Genomic DNA, 19,800 nt, shown 5'->3' with positions numbered 1-19,800 from the left:
ATGTTTTACCCGCACAGGAAAGACTTAGATGCCTCAACGCAATGTCATCAATGCATCCGTCAGCCCCAAAGGCAGCCTGGAGACGCTGTCACAACGTGAAGTGCAGCAACTGAGTGAAGTCGGTACCGGTAGCCTTTACACCCTGTTCCGCCAGTGCGCCCTGGCTATCCTCAACACCGGCGCCCATGTCGACAATGCCAAGACCATCCTCGAGGCCTATCAGGACTTCGAGGTGCGTATTCATCAACAGGACCGCGGTGTGCGCCTGGAGCTGCTGAATGCCCCGGCCGACGCCTTCGTCGATGGCGAAATGATCGCCAGTACCCGTGAAATGCTGTTCAGCGCCCTGCGCGACATCGTCTATACCGAAAGCGAGCTGGCCAGCCAGCGCATCGACCTGGAAAGCTCCCAGGGCATCACCGACTATGTCTTCCACCTGCTGCGCAACGCCCGCACCCTGCGCCCGGGCGTGGAGCCGAAGATGGTGGTGTGCTGGGGTGGCCATTCGATCAGCAGCGAGGAATACCAGTACACCAAGAAGGTCGGCCACGAGCTGGGCCTGCGCAAGCTGGACGTGTGCACCGGCTGCGGCCCGGGCGTGATGAAGGGCCCGATGAAGGGCGCCACCATTGCCCACGCCAAGCAACGCATGCACGGCAGCCGCTACCTGGGCCTGACCGAGCCGGGCATCATCGCCGCCGAAGCGCCCAACCCGATCGTCAACGAACTGGTGATCCTGCCGGACATCGAGAAGCGCCTGGAAGCCTTCGTCCGTGTCGGCCACGGCATCATCATCTTCCCGGGCGGTGCCGGCACGGCCGAGGAGTTCCTCTACCTGCTGGGCATCCTCATGCACCCGGACAACCAGAACCTGCCGTTCCCGGTGGTACTCACCGGCCCGCGCAGTGCCGAGCCGTACCTGCAACAGTTGCACGCGTTCGTCGGCGCTACCCTGGGTGAGGCGGCACATCGCTTGTACGAGATCATCATTGATGACCCGGCGGAAGTTGCCCGACACATGGTCGAAGGGCTCAAGGCGGTCAAGCAGTTCCGCCGCGAGCGCAACGATGCCTTCCACTTCAACTGGCTGCTGAAGATCGAGGAGAGCTTCCAGCGGCCGTTCGACCCGACTCACCAGGCCATGGCCGACCTCGACCTGCGGCGCGAGCTGCCGGCCCACGAACTGGCTGCCAACTTGCGCCGGGCGTTTTCCGGTATCGTCGCCGGCAACGTGAAGGACAAGGGCATCCGCCTGATCGAGGAACACGGGCCGTATCAGATCCGTGGCGACAGCGCCGTGCTTGACCCACTGGGCCGGTTGTTGCAGGCGTTCGTCGACCAGCATCGGATGAAGTTGCCTGGCGGCGCGGCGTATGTACCGTGCTACCAGGTGGTGACCTGATTCGCCATTCTTGCTGACTTGCTGAGGCCCCATGGATGGGGCCTGCAGCTATTTGGCTTTTTGGATGTGGGCATTTGCATCGAGTAGACATTCATTCGCGATGGTGGCGCCAAGTCACCTTTCCGCCCTTACGGCGGGTCCCTTTTTGTCGTGGCAAAAAGGAACCAAAAACCGTCGGCTCCCATCATCCGGCCCCTCCGCTGCGCTCCGGGGTTCCCTCGCTACGGCCTGCTCCCGGGAGTACGCGCTGCAGGCCCCATCCATGGGGCCTCAGCGCTTGACGGGCATCCATGCCCGTCACCTCCCTCCGCAGTCCCTTCGCTCGGCCTCCTGAAGTCGCAATCGGCGGCGCCTGAACTATCGCGCGCTTAGAAGCAAAGGCAAAGGCAAAGGCAAAGGCAGACGCAAAGGCAAAACTGCTACTGACTGAGGTCGGCCATCGGTCGTTCGACGAAGCGGATGCTGTCGCGCCCACCGCGCTTGGACTGGTACAAGGCGACATCTCCCTGCTCGATCAAGGCTGCCAGGCTCGTCGGCGGTTGGTCGAACAGGTTGGCGCCGATGCTCAAGGTGACCGGCTGCGGCGTAGGTACCGTCTTGCTGGCATACTGCTGGAACTGCTCGCGCAGCAGTCCACCCAGCTCCATGACCCGCTCGCTGCTCGCACCACACAGCAGAATGACGAACTCATCACCGCCCAGCCGCGCCGCCAGCGAACGCTCGGGCAACACCGTGCGAATCATCTCGCTCAGGGCAATCAGCAAGCGGTCCCCTGCAACATGCCCGTGCAGGTCGTTGACCAGCTTGAAGTTGTCGATGTCGATCAGTAGCAAGGCCCCGGGCTGCGCCGAGTCCACTGCCTTGAAAAAAGGCCCCGCCCGCACCTCCAGTGCGCGTCGGTTGTACAGCGCCGTCAACGGATCACGGGCTGCCAGGCGGGCAATCCGCTCCTCGCGCCGGTAGCGCACGGTGCCGGTCATCGACAAGGCAATCAGCATGATCGCCATCGCACCTTCGACCAACGAAACCTGAATGATCAGCCCGCCGAAGGTGGCCAGGTCAATCAGCGTACCCGGTGTGATCGCAATGATCGCCTTGGCCACATAGAACAACCCATGAACCAGCAACACATAGCGCAACTGCACCGCGCCAACACTCAGCGACTTGCCATGCGGCCGCAACAGCCAGCTGGCCTTGAGCGTCAACAGCGCCACCAGCAACGAGTTGACCATCAGCATCACCTTCGACCACTGCGGCCCAACAGGCAACAGCAGCAAGGCAAACCACACCAGCACGACCGATAACCAGATACGCGACAGCCGCACCTGGGTGAAGCGCAACACCCCCACCAGGAAGAACCAGTGCGCCACCACCAGCAAGCCGTTGGCGAACCAGATACCGATCAGCAACAAACCGATGCCACGCAGCAAGGCCAGGGTGGAACCAATCGTGATGGTGGCAAAGCCTGCGCTCCAGAACAGCAGCGACGGCTCGCGTACGCTGCGCCACTCGATCGCCAGGTACAACGCAGCCGCGGCAGCCAGAGCGATCGAGATAGTGAGCATCGTGGGTGGATCAAGCGCCATGAACGGTTTGGCCTATCTGGTTGACGAGGAAAAGGCCCGATTGTATGCGCTCGTGATGACTTTTCAGAGGAGCCTTACACCACCAGCCTGCAAATGATAGCCCAGCCCTGGCCAATACCCGTGCGAGTGAATGTCATATTGACATCAGCCTGTCATTTGCACCACAAAAACCGCTGTCGTTATGACAACACACCAGCGCAACACGCCCATCTGCAAGGGCTGCCCAGCTGGCACGAAAGCTGAACCATTCTCTTTCGCCACTACCTGCCTTGCGGAAATAACCATCATGAAAAATATCCTCCTCCCTCTGGTGATGTCCCTGTCCATCGCCCTGCCCGCCTGCGCCGACGAGGTACTCTCGGAAAGCCCCGACAACACGGTGGGCTATGGCGCCGGCGGCGTCAGCGGCCTGATGGTCGGCGCCGCGCTCGGTGGCCCGTTCGGCGCCATCGCCGGTGCAGCCCTGGGTGCATTTGGCGGCGCCGCCGTGCAACAAGGCAGCGGGCACAGCGACGCGGCCTACGTGGTACGCCATGACGACGGCAGTACCCAGCGTTATCGCTCGCCCAATGCCCGCTTCAAGCCCGGTGATCAGGTGCAGGTGAGTGGTATTCGCCTGGCCCCGGCGCAGTAAGCCATTGCCCGGACAAAAAGCTCACCAGTTGCCGCCCATGTGAGCTCAGGCGCTCCCAGTCGCGGAAACACAAACGTAGCTCCAGGGTGGCCCAGCTTTCCGCCAGGGCCACCCGACGCACCGGCAGCTCCTGCTCGGCGCGCACGGCGGCTGTGCGGGCAGCATGGCCAGGTTCATCGCCAATTCCTCGATAAAGCGCTGCTAGTAAGGCTGCCTTCTGTTCAGAATAACCCTGTCTTTCTTCTGCCGCGGGTACCCCATGAACGCATTACGCAGCCTGATCCAGCGCCAACTGCAAAGCGGCGCCCTGTACGCCGTGCTGGCGGCCCTGGGTTTCAGCTTCAAGGCCATCTTCGTCAAGCTCGCCTATGCCGCAGGGCCGGTGGACGCCATCAGCCTGCTGGCATTGCGCATGGGGCTGTCGCTGCCGATGTTCGCCTGGCTGGTATGGGCCAGCCGTGGTCAGGGCAGCGCACCGCTCAACCTGGGCGATGGGCTGCGTGTCGCGTTGCTCGGGCTGCTGGGCTACTACCTGGCCAGCCTGTTCGACTTCTATGGCCTGCAGTACATCAGCGCCGGGCTGGAGCGGCTGATCCTGTTCACCTACCCGACCCTGGTGCTGGTGTTCCAGGCCATCGCCCTGCGTGAGCGGCCAAGCCTGCGCACCTTGTCCGCCATGGGCCTGTGCTACCTGGGGCTGGGCATTGCCTTTGTCCACGATGTCAGTGTGGCCGGGACTGGCCAGCAGGTAGTGCTGGGCTCGCTGTGGGTGTTCGCCAGTGCGGTGACCTACGCGCTGTATTACTCCGGCACCGGAATGATGCTCAAGCGCATGGGCTCGATGCGCCTGGCCGGGTTGTGCGGTACTGCGTCCTCGCTGATGGTGCTGGCGCATTACCTGGTGGTGGCACCGGTCGGGCAGTTGTGGGAGTTGCCAGGCGCAGTGTGGGCCAATGCCGGGTTGATGGCGGTGTTTTCCACGGTGTTGCCGATCTACTGGGTGGCGCTGGCGATACAGCGCCTGGGGCCGACCCATACTGCCGCGGTGGGCAACCTGGGGCCGGTGCTGACGGTGCTGGCATCGTGGGCGATCCTGAGCGAAGAGATTTCGCTGTATCAGGTCGTCGGGTTGGCGGTGGTGCTGTTTGCGGTGTCGCGGCTCAAGCCGCGGGGCAAACAGGAAACAAAGGTGGCACAGCCTGGCGCGGACTCTGTAGGAGCGGCCTTGTGTCGCGAAAGGGCTGCAAAGCAGCCCCAGCAATAGCAGCGGTGACGCTGAAATCGAGGGGCCGCTTTGCGGCCCTTTCGCGACACCAGGCCGCTCCCACAAAAACGCTTGAATTCCCTCAGAGCACCCGCTTGATCAGCGGCTCCAGCCGGCTATAGCGCAGCCGCCGCAGGAACTTGCGCACTTCCTTGGGGTGCTCGGCCTTGACCCCCAACTCCTCTGCCGAGCCGATCTTCGGCGCATGCCGGCGCAACTCGGTCAACTCTGCCTCCCGTGGCCCCAGCCATTGCCCTTGCGGGTCATCGATCAGCAGGCCGTTCTCCAGGTCCAGGTTGAAGCCGCGCGGGTTCAGGTTGTTACCGGTCAGCAACGAATAGCGCTGGTCTACCCACACGCCCTTGGCATGAAAGGTATGCCCGGGGTCATTCCAGATCCGCACCTGCAGCTGGCCGCTGGCAATCGCAGCGTGGCGACGTCGGGTGAAGGCGCGCAGGTTGTCTTCGTACAGGTAGGGCAACGCGCCGCTGGCACTGAACGGCTCGCCGGGGGCGATATAGAAGTCGTTGGCCGTGCGGTCACCAACGATCAGCTCCACCCGCACGCCACGCGCCAGGGCATGGTCGAGCTCGCGCATCAGCACCCGGGGCGGGTTGAAATACGGCGTGCTGATGATGACCTGTGTGCGCGCCGCCGCCAGCAAGGCGCACAGTGCCCGGTTCAGCGGGTTGCCACGGCCCACACCCAACAGCGGAATAACCCGCAGGCCCTGCCCCGCTGCGCTGGCCGGTGCCTCATAGGCCATGCGCCGCAGCCGCGCGCGCAAGCGCCGGATGTCGCCGCGCAGGCTGCGGGTGGAGGGTGGCTCTGGCAGGTCGAGGCGCGGCGTGGCGGTGTGGTGCAGCAGGCGCCGCACCAGCCCGACCATCGCGTCGGCCAGCTCTGGTGATTGGAACAGGTGGTAGCGGTCCAGGCGGTAACGGTCGAAACGGTGCAGGTACACGTTGTTAAGGCTGGCGCCGGTGTAGATCACGCAGTCGTCGATGATGCTGCCCTTCAGGTGCAACACGCCAAACAGCTCGCGGGTCTGCACCGGTACGCCATGGATGACGATGTCCAGCCCATGGTGCTGGCGCTGGGCCTGGTACCAGGCGGCGTTACCCGGCTGGCGCCCGGCGCCCAGCAGGCCGCGGCGGGCACGGAACCAGTCGACCACGATGGTGATTTCCAGCCCCGGCCGCGCGGCCTTGGCCTGGTACAAGGCATCCAGCACTTCCTGGCCGGCCTCGTCTTCCTGCAGATACAGCGCAACGATGACGATACGCCGGGTTGCGGCGCGGATGCGCTCGAGCAGGCAGGCGCGGTAGGCCTTGGCATCGGGCAGCACCTGTATCGACTCGGCCGACATGGCGTAGCCTGGCAATGCCGCCAGCATGGTTTCGGGGTTCACGAACGATCACCTTCTGTGTGCAATCACTGTCGTGCATCAGCTTGCACAGGAAGATTGAAATGGTCCAGCCCCCGGAGAGCATGGGGCTGCTTTGCAGCCCTGTCGCGACACAAGGCCGCTCCTACAGGTTCGGCGCCGCATTCGGCGGTGGCTTGTAGGAGCGGCCTTGTGTCGCGATAGGGGCGCAAAGCGCCCCCATTTCCGACGCAGCTATTTCAGGTCAAAGCGATCCAGCTCCATCACTTTCTCCCAGGCCGCCACAAAGTCCCGCACGAACTTGTCCCGGCCATCACTGCTGCCATACACCTCGCTCAACGCCCGCAACTGGGCATGGGAACCGAACACCAGGTCAACCCGGCTACCGGTCCACTTCACCTGCCCGGTCTTGCGGTCGCGCCCTTCGAAGGTTTCGTTATCCGCCGAGGTCGGCTTCCACTCAACGCCCATGTCCAGCAGGTTGCGGAAGAAGTCGTTGCTCAGGGTACCGACCTTGTCGGTGAACACGCCCTGCTGGCTGCCGCCATGGTTGGCGCCGAGCACGCGCAGGCCGCCGATCAGCACGGTCATTTCCGGCGCGGTCAGGGTCAACAACTGGGCCTTGTCCAGCAGCAGCTTCTCGGCCTTGACGCTGTAGCGGGCCTTGGTGAAGTTGCGGAAACCATCGGCCAGCGGCTCCAGCACGGCGAACGACTCGACGTCGGTCTGCGCCTGGGAGGCATCGGTACGCCCCGGGCGGAACGCCACGCTGACGTTGTGCCCGGCGTCCTTGGCAGCCTTTTCCACTGCGGCGGCGCCAGCCAGAACGATCAGGTCGGCCAGGGAGATTTTCTTGCCACCGGCATTGAACTCGGCCTGGATCTTCTCCAGCGCCGCCAGCACCTTGCCTGTGCCCTGGTTCGCCGGCCAGTCCTTCTGCGGCGCCAGGCGCAGGCGGCCACCATTGGCCCCGCCACGCTTGTCCGAACCGCGGAAGGTCGACGCCGCCGCCCAGGCTGTGGCCACCAGCTCGCCAACGCTCAGGCCCGCCGCCAGCACCTTGGCCTTGAGCGCGGCAATGTTCTGCTCACCCACCAGCGGGTGGTCGACTTTTGGCAGCGGGTCCTGCCACAGCAGCTCTTCGTTGGGCATTTCCGGGCCCAGATAGCGCGCCAATGGGCCCATGTCGCGGTGAATCAGCTTGTACCAGGCACGGGCGAAGGCGTCTGCCAGCTGCTCAGGGTTGTCCTTGAAGCGGCGGGCGATCGGCTCGTAGATCGGGTCGAAGCGCAGCGCCAGGTCGGAGGTGAGCATGGAAGGCGCGTGGCGCTTGGCCGGGTCATGGGCATCCGGCACGGTGCCTGCCCCCTTGCCCTCCTTCGGCCGCCACTGGTGGGCACCGGCCGGGCTCTTGGTCAGTTCCCAGTCGAAGTTGAACAGGTTGTTGAGGTATTCGTTGCTCCATCGGGTGGGGGTCGAAGTCCAGGTCACTTCCAGGCCGCTGGTGATGGTATCGCCACCCTTGCCGCTGCCGAACTTGTTGGCCCAACCCAACCCCTGCAGCTCCAGGGCTGCAGCTTCCGGCTCCGGGCCAACGTTGTCGGCAGGGCCGGCACCGTGGGTCTTGCCGAAGGCGTGGCCACCGGCGATCAGCGCCACGGTTTCTTCATCGTTCATGGCCATGCGGCCGAAGGTGTCACGGATGTCCTTGCCCGAGGCTACCGGGTCGGGGTTGCCGTCCGGGCCTTCCGGGTTCACGTAGATCAGGCCCATCTGCACAGCAGCCAGGGGGTTTTCCAGGTTACGCTCGCCGGACAGGTCCCGGCTTTGCTCCTCTGGGTGCTTGGCTGGCTCTGCTACCAGGTCACCCTGGCCTGGCGGCTGGGCCTTGACCTGCTCATTGCCATAACGAATGTCTCCGCCCAGCCAGACCTTTTCCGAACCCCAGTACACATCTTCGTCCGGCTCCCACACGTCGGCACGCCCGCCGGAGAAGCCGAAGGTCTTGAAGCCCATGGATTCGAGGGCGACGTTGCCGGTGAGCACGATCAGGTCGGCCCAGGAAATCTTGTTGCCGTACTTCTGCTTGATCGGCCACAGCAGGCGCCGGGCCTTGTCCAGGCTGACGTTGTCCGGCCAACTGTTGAGCGGGGCGAAGCGCTGCTGGCCAGAGCCTGCACCACCCCGGCCATCGCCGATGCGGTAGGTACCGGCGCTGTGCCAGGCCATGCGGATGAACAGCGGGCCGTAGTGGCCGAAGTCGGCGGGCCACCAGTCCTGGGAGTCGGTCATCAAGGCGGTCAGGTCTTTCTTCAGGGCCTGGAAGTCGAGGCTCTTGAACGCCTTGGCATAGTCGAAACCCGGGTCCATCGGGTCGGACTTGGAGGAATGTTGGTGAAGAATTCTCAGGTTGAGCTGGTCAGGCCACCAGTCACGGTTGGTGGTGCCGCCACCTGCGGTTTGATGGAACGGGCATTTCGATTCGTTCGACATCTGCGGGTACCTTTGGGTCGGTTATCCAGATTTCCGGTCTTTGCCAGGTGTTCTTTCAGCCGAGCGCGTGGGCTCGTGCTACCCCTCGTCAGGTCTACACGGGGCTTGCGAAGCTGTCACGACGGGGTTGGTGCGGTCTTGCACGCAAGTGCTGACACACCGCCCGCTCGCGGAATTCGCGGGGCCAGGGGAAAGACTAGCCGAGCTTGGACAGAGTTCTAATAGAGTGGCTATTGAGGGGTGATAGGTTGGCTCTGTCAGGGTCATGCCTGTACTGGCCTCTTCGCGGGCGCGCCCGCTCCCACAGGACCTGCGCAGGTCTCGAGAACTGTGCAATACCTGTGGGAGCGGGCATGCCCGCGAAGAGGCCGGCACATCCATACAAGGCAATCAGGCTGGCCACATGCTTCAATACACCGCCACCCCTTCTACTCCGGAACCCGCCCCCTCATGAACCGCAACGACCTGCGCCGCGTCGACATGAACCTGCTGGTACTGTTCGAAGCCCTGATGATCGAACGCAACCTGACCCGGGTCGGCGAAAAGCTGTTCATCACCCAGCCCACCGTCAGCGCCGCCCTCGCCCGCCTGCGCGAGCTGTTCGACGACCCGCTGCTGATCCGCAACGGCCGGGCCATGGAGCCCACGCCACGGGCCATGCAGATCTTCGCCGAGCTGGGGCCGGCCATGGATGTGATTTCCGCCGCCATCAGCCGCGCCCGCGAGTTCGACCCGGTCAACAGCTGCAACGTGTTCCGCCTGGGCCTGTCGGACGATGCCGAGTTCGGCCTGTTCCCGGCCCTGCTGCAGGCCCTGCGCGAAGAGGCCCCGAACATCAGCGTGGTGGTGCGCCGGGCCAACTTCCTGCTGATGCCAGGGCTGCTGGCCAGCGGCGAGATCTCGGTGGGCGTAAGTTACACCACGGACCTGCCGGCCACCGCCAAGCGCCGCAAGCTGCGCAACATCGGCGTGCGAGTGCTGCGCGCCGATGACCGCCCGGGCCCGCTGACCCTCGACGAATACTGCGCCCGCCCGCATGTGATGGTGTCGTTCTCCGGCGACATGAGCGGCAATATCGACCTCGACCTGGCGCGCATCGGCCGCTGCCGCAAGGTGGTGCTGGCGGTGCCGCAGTTCGGCAGCCTGCGCGCCCTGCTGCGCAACACCGAGCTGATCGCCACGGTGCCGGACTATGCCGCCTGCGCCCTGGCCGACGACGGCAGCCTGCGCGCCGACCCGGCGCCGTTCGACATCACCGAGGCCGAACTGTCGATGGTCTGGAGCGGCGCCCAGGACAATGACCCGGCCGAGCGCTGGCTGCGCGAGCGCATCCTGCAGTTCATGGCCACGCAGTGATGCATCGACCTCATCGATAGCCACCATGAATGCCATCAAGTTCCGCTGCGGCCAGCCCGGGCGGAAGATGGCGGCATTCACTGATTGATGAGGCCTCCCATGAAAACCGGCATGATCGCTGCCCTGCTCGCCTTGCTGGCCGCCCTTGGCGGTTGTGCCAGCCCTGCCGCTACCGACGCGCAGCCCTACGGGCACTTCTATTCGGCCACAGCCATTTCCAGTGTCGCCCTGGCCCCCGGCCAACGGGTGGCGGTGCTGCTGGGGCGAGACGCCGAAGCAACCCTCGAATACCTCGGCAGCCATCGCACCCAGGCAGCCGAGCCGGCCCAGGGCCAGCGTGCTCCTGTTGCGACCCTGGGCGGCGAGAGCCAGGCGTATGACTGGCTGGCGCGGTCACTGGCGCAGCAGTTTGCCGAAGTGACCTTCTATGACGACCTGGACACGCTGCTGGGCGACCACCCGGATGTGATCGTGCTGCTGGACACCGAAAGCCGTTTGGCCAGCGCGGATATCGAAAGCCGGGTAGTAGCGCGCTTTTTCGATGACCAGCTGACCTATATCGGCCGTGCTGAAGGGCGGGCCAGCAAGCGCCTGGGCGATGTGGCGCGGGTGGCCGAGGATGAGCGGGCGGTGCAGGCGGATGCCTTGCGCGACTTTGACGATTCGTTGCAGGCGTTGTTGAAGGGGCGCGTTTGAGGGCCACGAAAACCTGGGCCCCTTGTAGGAGCGGCCTTGTGTCGCGAAAGGGCTGCGAAGCAGCCCCGGCAATATATGCATTTGCGCTGAAACCCTGGGGCTGCTTCGCAGCCCTTTCGCGACACAAGGCCGCTCCTACAAGGCCCAGCGTTCATCGATCAGGTGGGCACAGGACCGGTACAGGCTGCTACTTACCCCGCTGCATCCACGCCGCCCCCAGCCCACTGAGGCAAATCACCGAGATGCCCACCAGGCTCAGGGTATCCGGCACCTGGCTATAGACAACCAACCCAAGCAACCCGGCAAACACGATCTGGCAATAACTGAACGGCGCCAGCAAGGCCGGTGCCGCATGGCGGAAGGCCTGGGTCAGCAGCAGGTGCGCAGTCATGCCAAAGCCACCCAGCGCCAGCATCAGCAGCGCATGGTCCCAACGCGGCATCTCCCAGAAGAACGGCACCAGCGCACTCATCGCCAGGGTGTTGCACAACCCCGCATAGAAGTTGCTGGTGGTCGGGCTGTCATGCGCGGCCAGGATGCGCGTCAGCAACTGATAGAAGCAGAAGCCCAGCGCCGAACCGAAAGGATACAGGATGGCCGGGGTGAACATCGCCCCGCCCGGGTGCACCACCACCAGCACACCGATGAAACCCATCACCACCGCCACCCACTGCCCCACCGTCACCCGCTCCTTAAGCAACGGCGCCGACAGCGCGGTGACCAGCACCGGGGCCAGGAAGTTGACCGCCGTGGCCTCGGCCAGCGGCAGGTACTGCAGGCCGGTGGTGAACAGCAGGCTGGTGCTCAACAGGCTCAGGGCACGTAACGTCTGCAACAGCGGGCGGCGGGTGCGCAGCACGTTGAGGCCGGCCTTGGGCAGGAAGATGCCGGCCATCAGCAGCGTGTGCACCACATACCGCGCCCACACCACCATGATGATCGGGTACAGGCCGCCGAGGAACTTGGACAGGGCATCGTGACTGGCGAACAGGAACGTCGCCACCACCACCAGGGCGATGCCGCGCAGGGGTTGGTTGACTCCGGACAGCGGTGTGCTGGAACTCATGGCACTCTCGATGACGGCGCGGCTGGATGCGGCGCCCAGGGAAGGCCGCGCAGGCGTTGCCTGGCGGATGCAACAGCTCGGATTCTAGAAGAGATGCCAAAGAATAAGGAAGTTCAATTGCCGCCAGCCAAGGCCGACTGCAATTTCTGTTCGCTGATCGACCACTTTCCGCCCCGTGCGCATGGCCCGTGCCGTGCTGATCGCCGACCATCGAATGCGAACCCTGCCCACCCTACAAGGAATTTACATGCAAAGGCTCACCACCCGAAACGGCCTGGACCTGCCCGCGATCGGCCTGGGCACCTGGCCAATGACCGGAAGCGAGTGCACCCAGGCCGTGCGCCAGGCGCTTGAAGTGGGTTACCGGCACATCGACACCGCCACTGCCTATGACAACGAAGCCGCCGTCGGCCAGGCCCTGCGCGACAGCGATGTACCGCGCGAGCAGATTCACCTGACCACCAAGGTATGGTGGGATCGCCTGGCGCCCAAGGCCATGCGCCAGTCGCTGGAGGACAGCCTGCGCGCGCTGGGTACCGAGCAGGTCGACCTGTTCCACATCCACTGGCCCGGCCAGGACTGGGACCTGGCCCGCAGCATCGAAACCCTGGTGGCCCTGCGTGACGAGGGCAAGGCGCGCAGCATCGGCGTGGCCAACTTCCCGCTGGGGCTGCTGCGCCAGGTGGTGGAAACCCTGGGCGCGCCATTGTCGGCGATCCAGGTGGAATACCACGTGCTGCTCGGCCAGCAACCGCTGCTGGACTACGCCCGCCGCCACGACCTGCTGCTCACCGCCTACACCCCGCTGGCCCGTGGACAGGCGGCGGCGCAGCCGGTGATCCAGGCGATCGCCCGCAAGCATGGCGTACTGCCCAGCCAGGTGGCGCTGAAGTGGTTGCTGGACCAGGACGGCGTGGCGGTGATCCCCAAGGCCGGCAGCCGCGAGAACCAGCTGGCCAACCTGGCGGCGTCGAACGTGCAACTGGATGACGAGGACCGCGCGGCGATTGCCGGGTTGCCGAAGGACCAGCGAGTGGTGAGCCCGGCGTTTGCGCCGGACTGGAACCTGTAGGAGCGGCCTTGTGTCGCGAAGGGGCGCGCAGCGGCCCCAAATTTTTCAGCTTCGCCGCAGATCTCGCCGGGGCCGCTTTGCGGCCCTTTCGCGACACAAGGCCGCTCCTACATGGGGCGAGGCAGGCCAATGGGCACTACGCCGGCGTCATCACCTGCTTCAACCGCTCGTTCGCCGGTGCCGGTCGCCCGTACAGGTAACCCTGGAAGTGCGAGCAACCCTCCGCCGCCAACCGGCGCATCTGCTCCTCCGACTCAACCCCCTCGGCCGTGGTCTTGATCATCAGGCTGTTGGACAGGTCGGTAATGGCGCGGATGATCGACATCGCCTCGCGGCTGTCGCACATGTCATGTACGAACGACTTGTCGATCTTGATCCGGTCGAACGGGAACGAACGCAGGTAGCCCAGCGAGGAATACCCGGTGCCGAAATCGTCCAGCGAAATGGACACGCCCAGGTCCTTCAGTGCACGCAGGGTGCGCACGTTCTCCTCGCTGTTGCCCAACAGCACCGACTCGGTGACCTCCAGCTCCAGCCGCTGCGGCGGCAGGCCTGAGTCGGCCAGCGCCAGGGCCACGGTGTGCACCAGGTTGGCATTCTTGAACTGCACCGCCGACAGGTTGACCGACACCGTCTGCTCGCTGTCCCAGCTGGCCGCCTCCTGGCAGGCCAGGTTCAGCGCCCGGTTGCCCAGTTCGTGGATCAGCCCGGTTTCCTCGGCGATGGGGATGAAGTCCATGGGCATGACCATGCCGCGGGTCGGGTGCTCCCAGCGCAACAACGCCTCATAGCCGGTAACGCTGCTGGTCTGCTGGTCGACCACCGGCTGGTAGTGCAGCTGCAACTGGCCCAGGTGCAGCGCGGTGCGCAGGTCGGTTTCCACCAGGCGGCGCTGGCGCGCGGCGACGTCCAGTTCGACGTTGAAGCACTCGTAGCGGTTGCGGCCATTGCGCTTGGCCTCGTACAGCGCCATGTCGGCGTAGCCCAGCAGTTGCTCGGCCTGGTCGCTGTCATCAGGCGCAATGGCAATACCGATGCTCACCCCCACCGTGAACTGGTGCCCCTCGATCTGGAACGGCGGGCAGATCGCGTTGATCAGGCGCTGCGCCGTGTTGCATGCGGCCTCCCGGCCCTCCAGGCCGGTCAGCACCACAGCAAACTCGTCGCCGCCCAGGCGGGCCAGGGTGTCGTGTTCGCGCAGCTCGCGGCGCAGGCGCTTGCCCAGCGCGCGCAGCAGCTTGTCGCCAAAGGCGTGGCCCAGCGAATCGTTGATGTTCTTGAAGTTGTCCAGGTCCAGGCACAGGGCGGCGGTCAGCTTGGCGTGCTCGCTGTCACGCACCAGCGCCTGGCGCAGGCGTTCGTTGAACAGGGTGCGGTTGGGCAGCCCGGTCAGCGCATCGTGGTGCGCCATGTGGTGGATCTGCGCGTGGGCGGCCAGCTCTTCGGTGGCGTCTTCGGCAACGAACAGCACGTAGTCGGCCTGGCCTTCACGGTTCTGGCTGAGCAAGGTGCGGCTGCGCAGGGTGCGTGGGCCGCAGGCCGTGTCGACCCGGGTTTCGGCGGCATGGCCCTTGGTGCTGCGGGCGCCACGGGCCAGTTGCTGTTCCAGGTAACCGGCAGCACCCGGTGCCAGGCATTCGCCGGGCAACTGCCCGGTCATGCTGCGCTGCGGCCCGCCGAACAGGCGCTCGGCCTGCTGGTTGGCCAGCAGGATGCGCTGGCTTTCCAGGTCCTGGACAATGACGCTGGCGGGGATGTTGGCAATCACCGAATCAAGGAACTGCGACAGCTTGGTCATTTCCTGGCTGTACTGCTCGGCCAGTTCCTTGGCCTGCAGCAGTTCCAGCTCTTGCCGGTGGTGCTCGGAAATGTCGCGGGTGACCTTGGCGAAGCCCACCAGTTGCCCGGCATCGTCGTACACCGCGTCGATCACCACATGGGCATGGAAGGTCGTGCCGTCCTTGCGCAGGCGCGAACCGGTCTCTTCGAAGCGCCCGGTGCTGCGCGCCTGCTCAAGGTTGAGCGCGGGCAGCCCGGCGGCGCGCTCGGCATCGGTGTAGAACAACGAGTAGTGCTGGCCGACGATTTCCTCGGCCAGGTAGCCCTTGGCGCGCTGGGCGCCGGGGTTCCAGTTGGCGACGATTCCTTCGGGGGTGAGCAGGTAGAAGGCATAGTCCACCACACTCTGGATCAACAGCCGGTACATGATGTCGGGGCTTGCGACTAGCGACATGAACTTTACCTGGGCCTTCGAAAGGCGTGAAAAGGTTGGTGGCATTATGCCTCCGATGACGATTTTGTGAAGTAGCTCACAAAAAGCCACGATCCCTTCAATTTGCGAACGAAGGCTGGCAACCCCTCAATGGCGGGCGCCCGTCACCAGGAAATTGAGCAAGCCCGGTTCGTCATCCAGGGCTATGGGCTGCGCCGGGCGCGACAGCTCGGCCAGCACGGCATTGCAGAAGGCCACGGCAGGCATGTCCTGTGCGTAACAGCGCATCAGCCAGTCGCCCTCGCCGCCCAGCAGTTGCAATGCCACCGCCCGGCCGATGCCCTGTCGGCGGTACTTTTTCAGGATGAACAGGTCGGCCAGTTCGAACGCGTCGATGCCCGGCAGCTCGCTGCGTTCGACCAGCACGAAACCGGCGATGAAACCATCTGCCAGCACCAGGTACGCGCCCCAGCCATCGGCCTGCCAGTAACGTTGCAGGTGCTCGTCATGGATATAGAAGCGGCCGTCCACTTCGACGTCTTCCTGCTCCCAGTCCGAGGACTCGTAGGCGTAGAACTGGTAGAGGTTGCGAATCAGCGGGGCCTGGTCGGCAGTGGTTGCCAGCAGTTCGATGGGCAGCATGGTGCGAGGGCTCGGGTAAAAAGGCGGATTCTAGATCAACAGCCCCTGGCAGCAAAAAGCCCAGGCCCTCCCCGCACGGAAAGGCCCAGGCCAAAACCATCACAAGCACATCACTCATTGATTTAGCAGGCCCCTGTGGGAGCGGGTTCACCCGCGAACACCGGCACAGCCGGTGCCATACACCGTGTTGCATTCTTCGCGGGTAAACCCGCTCCCACAACGACCCTCTACAACCGGAGCGATAACACCACTCAGGCTCCCTGCAACGCACGCGGGCGGTGGCTGCGCGCCTCGGCGTCCGGCGCCTTGGCCGCCTGCAGGTGGAAGTCGAACGCCAGCTCGGCAAAGCGTTCGCCCTCTACGCCGCGATCACGCGCCGCCGCAGCATCCTCGACAAAGCGCAGCTCGCCGACCAGCCCGTCACGGGTGGCATAGGCAAAGTCATCCCACAGGTACTTGTCCCCGGCCAGGTTTATCTGCGTGGTCAGATGGCGGTGCCCCGGCGCCGAGATGAAGAAGTGCACGTGCGCCGGGCGCTGGCCGTGACGACCAAGCAGGTCCAGGCATTCCTGGGTTGGCCCCTGCGGGTCGCAGCCGTACCCCGACGGCACGATGGAGCGCGCACGGTAGCGCCCTTCGGCATCGGTGATGATGCGCCGGCGCAGGTTGTACTCGGACTGGGTCGAGTCGAAGTACGAATAGGTGCCCTGGGTGTTGGCGTGCCACAGGTCAACGGTGGCGCCGGCCAACGGCTTGCCTTCAGTATCGAACACCTGGCCCTGGAGGAACATCACCACGCCCGGGTCGCTGCCGTCGTCCATGCGCGCTTCGCCCTGCGCCAACGGCGCCCCCGCCACATACAGCGGGCCTTCGATGGTGCGCGGGGTGCCGCCAGTCAGGCCGGCCTCGGCGTCCTTGGCATCCTGCAGCAGGTCGAGGAAATGTTCGATGCCCAGCCCCGCCGCCAGCAGGCCGGCTTCGTTACGGCCACCCAGGCGGTTGAGGTAGTCGACGGCATGCCAGAACTCGTCTTCGGTGATTTCCAGGTCTTCGACCAGGCGTGCAGTGTCCTGCAGCACACGCAGGATGATCTGCTTGAAGCGTGGGTTGCCTTCGGCATGGCCCAGGCCGGCCACTTCCTTGAAGAACGCCTGAACATCGGCAGTGTGGGAGATTTTCACGGTCATCGTGCTTGCCTCATCTTGTTCTTGTCAGGTAGACAGGTGCGACTCAGCGGTCGTCGCTGTGAATCGACGAGGGGTGCCGGCACAGGCCGTCGACCTCGATGTCCATGTACGGGAACAGCGGCAGCTGCATCAGGGTGTCGTGCAGCGCCTCGACACTGGGCACGTCGAACACGCTGTAGTTGGCGTAGTGCCCGGCAATGCGCCACAAGTGGCGCCAGGTGCCCTCGCGCTGCAGGCGCTGGGCCAGTTCCTTTTCGTCGGCCTTGAGCCGGGCGGCCTTGGTCGGGTCCATGTCGACCGGCAGTTTCACGGTCATCTTCACGTGGAACAGCATGCTGGTATCTCCTTTCTCTGATTTGGCGCGAACACTGTGGGAGCGGGCGAGCCCGTGCCATCCACCGCGTCGCCTGCTTCGCGGCTAAAGCCGCTCCCACAGGGGTTGTGTGTTCTTTCAGCCAGCGTGACTCAGCGGCGGGCGAAGCGCGCCAGGCGCTGTTCGTCCAGGGTCAGGCCCAGGCCCGGGGTACTTGGAATGTGCAGCTGGAAGTCGCGGTACTGCGGCGGCTCGTTGACGATTTCTTCGGTCAGCAGCAGCGGCCCGAACAGCTCGGTGCCCCAGGTGAGCTGGCGCAGGGTCAGGAAGGCGTGAGCCGAAGCCAGGGTGCCGATCGAGCCTTCGAGCATGGTCCCGCCATACAGGGCGATGCCGGCAGCCTCGGCGATTTGCGCGGTGCGCAGCACGGCGCGCGGGCCACCGTTCTTGGCTATTTTCAAGGCGTAGATGCTGGCCGCGCCGTCGGCGGCCAGGCTGAAGGCGTCCTCGACGCTTTCGATCGACTCGTCGGCCATGATCGGCGCCGGGCTGCGCTGGTTCAGGCGCACCTGGCCGCTGCGGTTGATGCGCGAAATCGGTTGCTCGATCAGGTCGATGCCGTTGTCGCCAAGCACCTGGCAGGCACGGATGGCCTGGGATTCGTCCCAGTACTGGTTGACGTCGACCCGCACGCTGGCACTGTCGCCCAGCTCGCGCTTGATCGCCACCACGTGCTTGAGGTCCTGGGCCAACGGGTTGGCGCCGATCTTCAGCTTGAACACCCGATGCCGGCGAATCTCCAGCATGTGCAGGGCTTCGGCGATGTCGCGGGCGGTGTCGCCGCTGGCCAGGGTCCAGGCCACTTCCAGGCTGTCGCGCACGCGGCCACCCAGCAGTTCGCTGACCGGCAGGCCCAGGCGCTTGCCCTGGGCATCGAGCAAGGCGCTCTCGATACCCGACTTGGCAAAGGTGTTGCCCTTGGCCAGCTTGTCCAGCTTGAGCATGGCGGCGTTGATGTTGTCTGCCGGCAGGCCGATCAGCGCCGGCGCCAGGTGCGCATCGATGTTGGCCTTGATGCCCTCGGGGCTTTCGTAGCCATAGGCCAGGCCGCCGATGGTGGTGGCCTCGCCGATGCCTTCCACGCCATCACTGCAGCGAACACGCAATACCACCAGGGTCTGCTGCTGCATGGTGTGCATCGCCAGCTTGTGCGGGCGAATGGTCGGCAGGTCGACGATAATTGCCTCTATACGTTCAATCAGCGCGCTTGTCATTGTTGCCAGGTCCCGTTGTTTCGGGCTGCCAGCCGCAGGCCCGAGTGGTGCATTTACTTGCTTGTTCAAGGATTGCGCGAGACCCTGATAGCCGTCCAATATCGAATGAATCTCCCACCATACCCTGGAGGTCTGATGGAGCTGCGCCACCTGCGTTACTTCAAGGTCCTGGCCGAAACCCTGAACTTCACTCGCGCCGCCGAGCTGCTGCACATTGCCCAGCCACCGCTGAGCCGGCAGATCAGCCAACTCGAGGACCAGCTCGGTACCTTGCTGGTGGTGCGCGAGCGCCCGCTGCGGCTGACCGAGGCGGGCCGCTTCTTCTACGAGCAGAGCTGCACCGTGCTGCAGCAGTTGGAGAACATCAGCGACAACACCCGCCGCATCGGCCAGGGCCAGCGCCAGTGGCTGGGGATCGGCTTTGCCCCCTCGACCCTGTACAAGGTGCTGCCGGAGCTGATCCGCGAGCTGCGCCAGGACAGCGAGCTGGAGCTGGGCCTGAACGAGATGACCACGCTGCAGCAGGTGGAGGCGCTGAAAAGCGGGCGCATCGACATCGCCTTCGGGCGCATTCGCATCGATGACCCGGCCATTCACCAGCAAGTACTGTGCGAGGACCCGCTGGTGGCTGTATTGCCCAAGGGCCACCCGCTGGCGAGCAGCCCGCTTACCCTTGCCCAGCTGGCTGACGAGGCGTTCATCCTCTACCCGGCCAACCCGCGGCCCAGCTATGCCGACCATGTGCTGGCACTGTTCGCCCACCACGGCATGAGCATCCGCGTCAGCCAGTGGGCCAACGAACTGCAGACCGCCATCGGCCTGGTGGCCGTCGGCGTAGGCGTCACCCTGGTGCCGGCGTCGGTGCAGCAGCAGCACCGCACCGATATCGAATATGTAAGCCTGCTCGACAGCGGCGCCGTCAGCCCGATCATCCTCAGCCGGCGCAAGGGCGATGTGAGCCCGATCGTACAGCGCTGCCTGGCATTGATTGCACAACAGGCCGAATGAGGGCGCTCCCTGACCTCACGCGGTCGGTTGTAGGAGCGGCCTTGTGTCGCGAAAGGGCTGCAAAGCAGCCCCAGGGTTTCAGCGCAGATGCACAAATTGCCGGGGCTGCTTTGCAGCCCTTTCGCGACACAAGGCCGCTCCTACAAGGGCCTGCGCAGGCCAGAAGAATGCGCCCCCCGGGTCATCATCAACCAACAGGAAAACCAGC

At 64.7% G+C, this 19,800-nt stretch carries 17 protein-coding genes; 7 read left to right on the top strand and 10 right to left on the bottom strand.

The features are described 5' to 3' along the window. Positions 1-28: 28 nt before the first annotated feature. Positions 29-1,402, top strand: coding sequence for a nucleotide 5'-monophosphate nucleosidase PpnN (ppnN, locus tag C163_RS10785; protein WP_025338773.1), 1,374 nt, complete (start codon positions 29-31; stop codon positions 1,400-1,402). A gap of 419 nt (positions 1,403-1,821) precedes the next feature. On the opposite strand, the gene C163_RS10780 is transcribed toward ppnN, so the two are convergent. Together C163_RS10780 and C163_RS26410 are read right to left on the bottom strand one after the other, a co-directional pair. After that, the gene (locus tag C163_RS10780; protein ID WP_025338772.1) at positions 1,822-2,967 is read right to left on the bottom strand and encodes a GGDEF domain-containing protein; all 1,146 of its coding nucleotides are present in this window, start codon (positions 2,965-2,967) and stop codon (positions 1,822-1,824) included. A 165-nt stretch (positions 2,968-3,132) separates the two neighbouring features. After that, positions 3,133-3,276: a hypothetical protein gene (locus tag C163_RS26410; RefSeq protein WP_155951618.1), complete on the bottom strand. Its 144-nt coding sequence runs from the start codon at positions 3,274-3,276 to the stop codon at positions 3,133-3,135. On the opposite strand from C163_RS26410, the gene C163_RS10775 reads away from it, so the two are divergent. Together C163_RS10775 and C163_RS10770 are read left to right on the top strand one after the other, a co-directional pair. Beyond that, positions 3,275-3,622 carry a hypothetical protein gene (locus C163_RS10775; RefSeq protein ID WP_025338771.1) on the top strand — a complete coding sequence of 116 codons (348 nt, stop codon included), beginning with the start codon at positions 3,275-3,277 and terminating at the stop codon, positions 3,620-3,622. The two genes, C163_RS26410 and C163_RS10775, sit on opposite strands and share 2 nt — an antisense overlap. Before the next feature lie 259 nt (positions 3,623-3,881). Then, positions 3,882-4,886 carry a DMT family transporter gene (locus C163_RS10770; protein WP_025338770.1) on the top strand — a complete coding sequence of 335 codons (1,005 nt, stop codon included), beginning with the start codon at positions 3,882-3,884 and terminating at the stop codon, positions 4,884-4,886. An 82-nt stretch (positions 4,887-4,968) separates the two neighbouring features. Here the strand turns inward: C163_RS10770 and pssA are convergent, their stop codons facing one another. Together pssA and katG are read right to left on the bottom strand one after the other, a co-directional pair. Then, complete coding sequence (gene pssA, locus C163_RS10765; RefSeq protein WP_025338769.1) at positions 4,969-6,297, bottom strand: CDP-diacylglycerol--serine O-phosphatidyltransferase; 1,329 nt, start codon at positions 6,295-6,297, stop codon at positions 4,969-4,971. A gap of 210 nt (positions 6,298-6,507) precedes the next feature. Then, positions 6,508-8,766, bottom strand: coding sequence for a catalase/peroxidase HPI (gene katG / locus C163_RS10760; protein WP_025338768.1), 2,259 nt, complete (start codon positions 8,764-8,766; stop codon positions 6,508-6,510). 450 nt (positions 8,767-9,216) lie between these two features. Here katG and C163_RS10755 point away from each other — a divergent pair, with 450 nt between their 5' ends. Beyond that, positions 9,217-10,122, top strand: coding sequence for a LysR family transcriptional regulator (locus C163_RS10755; RefSeq protein WP_025338767.1), 906 nt, complete (start codon positions 9,217-9,219; stop codon positions 10,120-10,122). Between the two features lie 99 nt (positions 10,123-10,221). Then, positions 10,222-10,818: a hypothetical protein gene (locus C163_RS10750; RefSeq protein WP_025338766.1), complete on the top strand. Its 597-nt coding sequence runs from the start codon at positions 10,222-10,224 to the stop codon at positions 10,816-10,818. 187 nt (positions 10,819-11,005) lie between these two features. On the opposite strand, the gene C163_RS10745 is transcribed toward C163_RS10750, so the two are convergent. Next, a complete protein-coding gene (locus C163_RS10745) occupies positions 11,006-11,884 on the bottom strand; it encodes a DMT family transporter (protein WP_015270753.1) in 879 nt (292 codons plus the stop codon). Positions 11,885-12,131: 247 nt separating this feature from the next. Here C163_RS10745 and C163_RS10740 point away from each other — a divergent pair, with 247 nt between their 5' ends. Continuing rightward, complete coding sequence (locus tag C163_RS10740; RefSeq protein WP_025338765.1) at positions 12,132-12,956, top strand: aldo/keto reductase; 825 nt, start codon at positions 12,132-12,134, stop codon at positions 12,954-12,956. A 136-nt stretch (positions 12,957-13,092) separates the two neighbouring features. On the opposite strand, the gene C163_RS10735 is transcribed toward C163_RS10740, so the two are convergent. The 5 genes from C163_RS10735 to C163_RS10715 form a co-directional block, all read right to left on the bottom strand. Then, positions 13,093-15,189 carry a bifunctional diguanylate cyclase/phosphodiesterase gene (locus C163_RS10735; protein WP_025338764.1) on the bottom strand — a complete coding sequence of 699 codons (2,097 nt, stop codon included), beginning with the start codon at positions 15,187-15,189 and terminating at the stop codon, positions 13,093-13,095. Positions 15,190-15,315: 126 nt separating this feature from the next. Then, positions 15,316-15,810, bottom strand: coding sequence for a GNAT family N-acetyltransferase (locus C163_RS10730; protein ID WP_025338763.1), 495 nt, complete (start codon positions 15,808-15,810; stop codon positions 15,316-15,318). A gap of 251 nt (positions 15,811-16,061) precedes the next feature. Then, entirely contained in the window at positions 16,062-16,997 is a 936-nt protein-coding gene (gene catA, locus C163_RS10725; protein ID WP_025338762.1) for a catechol 1,2-dioxygenase, read from the bottom strand. 43 nt (positions 16,998-17,040) lie between these two features. Continuing rightward, positions 17,041-17,331, bottom strand: coding sequence for a muconolactone Delta-isomerase (gene catC / locus C163_RS10720; RefSeq protein WP_025338761.1), 291 nt, complete (start codon positions 17,329-17,331; stop codon positions 17,041-17,043). Between the two features lie 131 nt (positions 17,332-17,462). After that, complete coding sequence (locus C163_RS10715; RefSeq protein WP_025338760.1) at positions 17,463-18,584, bottom strand: muconate cycloisomerase family protein; 1,122 nt, start codon at positions 18,582-18,584, stop codon at positions 17,463-17,465. 135 nt (positions 18,585-18,719) lie between these two features. Here C163_RS10715 and catR point away from each other — a divergent pair, with 135 nt between their 5' ends. Further along, the gene (gene catR / locus C163_RS10710) at positions 18,720-19,592 is read left to right on the top strand and encodes an HTH-type transcriptional regulator CatR (RefSeq protein WP_025338759.1); all 873 of its coding nucleotides are present in this window, start codon (positions 18,720-18,722) and stop codon (positions 19,590-19,592) included. The last annotated feature ends 208 nt before the right edge of the window (positions 19,593-19,800 follow it).

The sequence above is a fragment of the Pseudomonas sp. FGI182 genome (assembly GCF_000511325.1).
Taxonomy (GTDB): Bacteria; Pseudomonadota; Gammaproteobacteria; order Pseudomonadales; family Pseudomonadaceae; genus Aquipseudomonas; species Aquipseudomonas putida_Z.
Note: the sequence above shows the minus strand (reverse complement) of the source record. Positions and strands in the feature narration are given on the sequence as shown.

Excerpts from the sequence above, each read along its gene's own strand:
- ppnN (WP_025338773.1), top strand. The coding sequence starts at position 29 with ATGCCTCAACGCAATGTCATCAATGCATCCGTCAGCCCCAAAGGCAGC.
- C163_RS10780 (WP_025338772.1), bottom strand. The coding sequence starts at position 2,967 with ATGCTCACTATCTCGATCGCTCTGGCTGCCGCGGCTGCGTTGTACCTG.
- C163_RS10775 (WP_025338771.1), top strand. The coding sequence starts at position 3,275 with ATGAAAAATATCCTCCTCCCTCTGGTGATGTCCCTGTCCATCGCCCTG.
- C163_RS26410 (WP_155951618.1), bottom strand. The coding sequence starts at position 3,276 with ATGATGGTTATTTCCGCAAGGCAGGTAGTGGCGAAAGAGAATGGTTCA.
- C163_RS10770 (WP_025338770.1), top strand. The coding sequence starts at position 3,882 with ATGAACGCATTACGCAGCCTGATCCAGCGCCAACTGCAAAGCGGCGCC.
- katG (WP_025338768.1), bottom strand. The coding sequence starts at position 8,766 with ATGTCGAACGAATCGAAATGCCCGTTCCATCAAACCGCAGGTGGCGGC.
- C163_RS10755 (WP_025338767.1), top strand. The coding sequence starts at position 9,217 with ATGAACCGCAACGACCTGCGCCGCGTCGACATGAACCTGCTGGTACTG.
- C163_RS10750 (WP_025338766.1), top strand. The coding sequence starts at position 10,222 with ATGAAAACCGGCATGATCGCTGCCCTGCTCGCCTTGCTGGCCGCCCTT.
- C163_RS10745 (WP_015270753.1), bottom strand. The coding sequence starts at position 11,884 with ATGAGTTCCAGCACACCGCTGTCCGGAGTCAACCAACCCCTGCGCGGC.
- C163_RS10740 (WP_025338765.1), top strand. The coding sequence starts at position 12,132 with ATGCAAAGGCTCACCACCCGAAACGGCCTGGACCTGCCCGCGATCGGC.
- C163_RS10735 (WP_025338764.1), bottom strand. The coding sequence starts at position 15,189 with ATGTCGCTAGTCGCAAGCCCCGACATCATGTACCGGCTGTTGATCCAG.
- C163_RS10730 (WP_025338763.1), bottom strand. The coding sequence starts at position 15,810 with ATGCTGCCCATCGAACTGCTGGCAACCACTGCCGACCAGGCCCCGCTG.
- catA (WP_025338762.1), bottom strand. The coding sequence starts at position 16,997 with ATGACCGTGAAAATCTCCCACACTGCCGATGTTCAGGCGTTCTTCAAG.
- catC (WP_025338761.1), bottom strand. The coding sequence starts at position 17,331 with ATGCTGTTCCACGTGAAGATGACCGTGAAACTGCCGGTCGACATGGAC.
- C163_RS10715 (WP_025338760.1), bottom strand. The coding sequence starts at position 18,584 with ATGACAAGCGCGCTGATTGAACGTATAGAGGCAATTATCGTCGACCTG.
- catR (WP_025338759.1), top strand. The coding sequence starts at position 18,720 with ATGGAGCTGCGCCACCTGCGTTACTTCAAGGTCCTGGCCGAAACCCTG.